Annotated in this window: 5 protein-coding genes and 2 tRNA genes; 4 read left to right on the forward strand and 3 right to left on the reverse strand. The window is 75.2% G+C overall.

The genetic code is table 11. The features are described 5' to 3' along the window. Positions 1-2 precede the first annotated feature (2 nt). Positions 3-78: transfer RNA gene (locus VR45_RS04005), tRNA-Gly, on the reverse strand. A 34-nt stretch (positions 79-112) separates the two neighbouring features. Beyond that, a tRNA-Gly gene (locus VR45_RS04010) sits at positions 113-185 on the reverse strand. 301 nt (positions 186-486) lie between these two features. Between VR45_RS04010 and VR45_RS04015 the strand changes: the two genes are divergently transcribed. From VR45_RS04015 to VR45_RS04025, 3 genes are all read left to right on the forward strand, one after another. Then, on the forward strand, positions 487-1,548 hold the full coding sequence (locus VR45_RS04015; RefSeq protein ID WP_045938283.1) for a chorismate-binding protein: 1,062 nt from the start codon (positions 487-489) through the stop codon (positions 1,546-1,548). 72 nt (positions 1,549-1,620) lie between these two features. After that, entirely contained in the window at positions 1,621-2,451 is an 831-nt protein-coding gene (locus VR45_RS04020; RefSeq protein WP_045938284.1) for an aminodeoxychorismate lyase, read from the forward strand. A gap of 95 nt (positions 2,452-2,546) precedes the next feature. Next, a complete protein-coding gene (locus VR45_RS04025) occupies positions 2,547-3,389 on the forward strand; it encodes a GNAT family N-acetyltransferase (RefSeq protein ID WP_045938285.1) in 843 nt (280 codons plus the stop codon). A 27-nt stretch (positions 3,390-3,416) separates the two neighbouring features. Here VR45_RS04025 and VR45_RS04030 read toward each other — a convergent pair whose 3' ends face one another. Beyond that, a complete protein-coding gene (locus VR45_RS04030) occupies positions 3,417-3,926 on the reverse strand; it encodes a DsbA family protein (RefSeq protein ID WP_045938286.1) in 510 nt (169 codons plus the stop codon). Between the two features lie 191 nt (positions 3,927-4,117). Here VR45_RS04030 and VR45_RS04035 point away from each other — a divergent pair. Then, the coding region (locus VR45_RS04035) for a hypothetical protein (protein ID WP_045938287.1) at positions 4,118-4,557 on the forward strand (440 nt) is incomplete at its 3' end.

A 4,557-nucleotide genomic window follows, 5' to 3' on the forward strand; every position in this document is an offset into this window, starting at 1 on the left:
ACTGGAGCGGACGACGAGATTCGAACTCGCGACCCTCACCTTGGCAAGGTGATGCTCTACCAACTGAGCCACGTCCGCAGGATGGAACTATTGAGTTGTGCTCGCTACTGCGAGCGGACGACGAGATTCGAACTCGCGACCCTCACCTTGGCAAGGTGATGCTCTACCAACTGAGCCACGTCCGCCTGTCTCCCGGGGATCTTCGCCGGTTTTCCCGGCTGCGCTCCCTGGCGACGTGTTGAACTCTAGCGGATTCCCGGGCCAGCTAAAAATCCGTTCCCGCAGCGTGCCCCCGGGGTCCCCGCCCGGCGCCCCCCGGCCGCCCCGGCTCCGACCGCCCCGGACGGACCCAACGGGGGCGACGGAGCACCCTGAGTGACACCCGCAGGTCACCCGGCGTACGCCCGCGCGACGCCCGACTCTGCTCACTCCCCTCGACCTACACTTCAGGCACCGCAACCTCGCAAAGCCCTGTGCAGGAGAACCGTGTCCGGCCACCCCGCCCCCCACCAGCCCCTCGCCCGCTTCGGCGGCCGCGTCGCCACCGGACTGCGCGACATCACCTCGGACCCGGCCGCGCTGGACTCCACCGGCTGGTGGGCCGTCGCCCACGACTTCGAGGGCCGGCTCACCTGCGCCCGCTTCGACGACGTCCGCCCGGCCCCGGCCGCACCCTCCGGCGCCGGCTGGCTCGGCCCGGCCGCCGGCAGCTGGCGCAGCTCGCTCGACCGCGTCGCCTACACCGGGGGCGTCCGCCGGATCCGCGAGCACATCGCCGCCGGCGAGGTCTACCAGGCCAACCTCTGCCGGGTGCTCTCCGCCCCGCTGCCCGACCCGGACCGCTCCGACATCGACGCCCTCACCGGCCTGCTCGCCCACGGCAACCCGGCCCCCTACGCCGGAACGATCCGGCTGCCCGGCCACGGCGTGGAGATCGCCACCGCCTCGCCGGAGCTCTATCTGCGCCGCACCGGCCGCACCGTCGCCTCCGGCCCGATCAAGGGCACCGGCCGCACCGAGCACGACCTGCTCGACAAGGACCACGCCGAGAACGTGATGATCGTCGACCTGGTCCGCAACGACCTCGGCCGGGTCTGCGCCACCGGCAGCGTCACCGTGCCCGACCTGTGCGCGGTCGAGAAGCACCCCGGCCTGGTCCACCTGGTCTCCACCGTCGAAGGCACCCTGCGCGAGGACGCCGGCTGGCCCGCGCTGTTCTCCGCCACCTTCCCGCCCGGATCCGTCACCGGCGCCCCCAAGTCCAGCGCTCTGCGGATCATCGAGGCCCTGGAGACCGCGCCGCGCGGCCCCTACTGCGGCGCCGTCGGCTGGGTCGACGCCGACCGGGGCCAGGCCGAACTCGCCGTCGGCATCCGCACGTTCTGGATCGACCGGACCGACCCGGCGGCACCCGAGCTGCGCTTCGGCACCGGCGCCGGCATCACCTGGGACTCCGACCCCGAACGGGAATGGGCGGAAACCGAACTGAAGGCGGCCCGCCTGGTCGCGATAGCGTCGGGTGCCGAGACGTACTCCGACACCGACTGAACCCGACACGGACCGGACCGGCCGCCACCCGGACCGGCCGGCCCGTGCCCGTCCCGCGAGGAGCCCCCCGCGATGCAGCACCCGACCACCAGCTGGGTCAACGGCGCCCTCGTCGACTCCGCGGACCCGGCCCTGTCCGTCCTCGACCACGGACTCACCACCGGCGACGGCGTCTTCGAGACCATGAAGACCGTCGACGGCCGGCCCTTCGCGCTCACCCGCCACCTCGACCGGCTCACCCGCTCCGCCCGCGGCCTCGGACTGCCCGACCCCGACCACGACCTGGTCCGCAAGGCGTGCGCCACCGTCCTCGCCGCCAACCCGATGCCCCTCGGCCGACTGCGCCTCACCTACACCGGCGGCAGGGCGCCGCTCGGCTCCGAACGCGGCGACGGCGCCCCCACCCTGGTGGCCTCCCTCGGCACCGCCGCCCGCCGCCCCGACACCACCGCCGTCGCGGTCGTCCCCTGGCGCCGCAACGAGCACAGCGCCGTCGCCGGCCTCAAGACCACCTCCTACGCCGAGAACGTCGTCGCCCTCGCCGCCGCCCACCGCGTCGGCGCCTCCGAGGCACTGCTCGCCAACACCGCCGGCCGGCTCTGCGAAGGCACCGGCTCCAATGTCTTCGTCGTCCTCGACGGCCGACTGCTCACCCCGCCGCTCGCCTCCGGCTGCCTGGCCGGCATCACCCGGCAGCTCGTCGTCGACTGGTGCGGCGCCGAGGAGGCCGACCTGCCGCTGGACGCCCTCCAGCAGGCCGAGGAGGTCTTCCTCACCTCCTCCCTGCGCGACGTCCAGGCCGTCACCCGGGTCGACGACCGGGAACTCCCCGGCCCCGGCCCGGTCACGCTCGACGCCATGGCGGCCTTCGCCCGGCACAGCGGCGACGACCTCGACCCCTGACAGCCCCCGGACACCGGGTACGCAGGGATCCCGCCGGGCACGCCCGAGGCGCCCCGGCCGGTAGAAGACCCGGACGGCGGGGAAGGGAGCGGGACATGACCATCACGCTGCGCCCCGAGAGCCAGGAGACCCCCACCGCCGCGGGCGGCCGGACCAGACGCTGGCAGATCTGCGTCAACGGCCGCCCGGTCGGCGGGCTGCGCACCACGGCGGTCCCCCGGGGCGACCGACTCTGGGGCGAGATAGCCGAGTTGGAGGTGCGCAGCGGGCGCGGCCGGGGCCGGGGGACGATCGCCGCGCTGGCCGCCGAGGAGGTGCTGCGGGGCTGGGGCTGCGTCCGGGTGGACGCGGACATCCCGGAGACCGCGCGGATCGCGCGCTCGCTCGCGGTGACCCTCGGCTACACCGAGCGGATGCGGAACATGGTCAAGCGGCTGGACGGGCCGCCCGCGCTGCCGGGGGGCGTCGCCGCCCGCCCGATCGACGAGGCCGCGTTCCCGGCCTGGCTGGCCGAGGCCAAGGCGGGCTATGTGCGCGATCTGCTGGCCTCCGGGCTGGGCGAGGAGCAGGCCCGCGCCAAGGCCGAGGCCGACCATCTGAAGCTGCTGCCGCAGGGGGCCGGCACCCCGGGTGTGGCGCTGCGCCGGCTGCACGGGGCGGGGGAGGAGCCGCTGGGGTCGCTCTGGCTGGCGCTGCGGATCCGTGAGCTGTCGGACGGTGCGCCGCTCGGCTGGGTGATGGTAGTGGAGGTGGCCGACGCCCACCGGGGGCGCGGGCACGGGCGGACGCTGATGCGGCTCGCGGAGCGGGAGTGCCTGGCCGCCGGGGTCCGCGACCTCGGGCTGAACGTCTTCAGCGGCAACGAGGTCGCGGTCCGGCTGTACGACTCGCTCGGCTACCGGGTCACCAACCGGGTCTACGGCAAGCAGCTCCTGTGAGCCGGCGGTGAGGTCGGGCAGTGCGGGTCAGGCGGTGCGGGACGCCCGGGCGGCCTCGACGGCGGCGACGAGGCGCTCCAGCAGGCCGTCCTGGCTCTGCCCGCCGTCGAACCGCTGCCCGGCGATCACATAGGTCGGCGTGCCCTTCACACCGATCGCCCGGCCCTCCGCCTGGTCGGCGTCGACGGTGAGCATGTGCCGGCCGTCCACCAGCGCGGTGTCCACCTCCTCGGGGTCGACCCCGACCTCGCGGGCGACCTCGAGCAGCACCTCGGTGCCGCGCGCGGAGAGGTCCTCGGTCCGGGCGAGCAGCGCCTCGACGAAGGGCCAGCCCAGGCCCTGGGCGAACGCCTCCTCGGCGGCCTCGGCGGCGGCGTAGGCGTGCTTGTGCTTCTCGAGCGGGAAGTGCCGCAGCTCGATCGGCAGGGCGTCGCCGTAGCGGGCGCGCAGCTCGCGGACGTCGTCCAGGGCGGTGCGGCAGTCCGGGCACTGGAGTTCGCACCAGAACTCGAGACGGGGGAGGGAACCTTCGATCATGCCTTCAGTGTTCCACCTGTGGGGCCCCCGCCAGGACAGTCGGCGGCCGGGCCCGGCCAGACCGGGAGCGACGGGAGGTCCGACGGGATGACGACTCCGACCGACGGGGCGGCGGTGACGGCCGCGACGGCCCCGACCAGCAGGACGGTCCCGGGCACCGGGGCGGCGGCGACGGGCGAGGGGAGGCGGCCGTGCTGACGGCGGCGGTCAGTGTCGTGCTCACGGCGGCCGGGGTGGCCGTGGCGGGCCTGCGGGCCTACCGTCGGCGCTTCCTCTCCGCGACCCGCTGGTTCGCCGTCGCGCTGCTGCCGCTGGGCCTCTATCTGACCGGCCTGTTCCCGGTGGCCCGGACGATCGGCGACGAGGTGGCCGACTGGGCGACCAAGCTCGTGTTCGATCCCCGGGTGTGGACCGGCATCGTGCTGCTGGGTGTCTCGGCCGGTCTGCTGGCCGCCACCCGCTGGGTGGGCCGTCGCGGGGCCGTGGCCGGGGGGAGCGAGTCCCGGCCGGCGGCCGCCGGGCCCGCGCCGGCCAGGCCCGCCGTGGCCCCCGCCGCCGGCACCCCGGCCGCCGGGCCGGTCCCGAAGCGCGCGGAGGAGGCCGCCCGGGCCGAGCAGGGCAGGGCGGGCAG

It is taken from the genome of Streptomyces sp. NRRL S-495, assembly GCF_000966955.1.
Lineage (GTDB): Bacteria > Actinomycetota > Actinomycetes > Streptomycetales > Streptomycetaceae > Kitasatospora > Kitasatospora purpeofusca.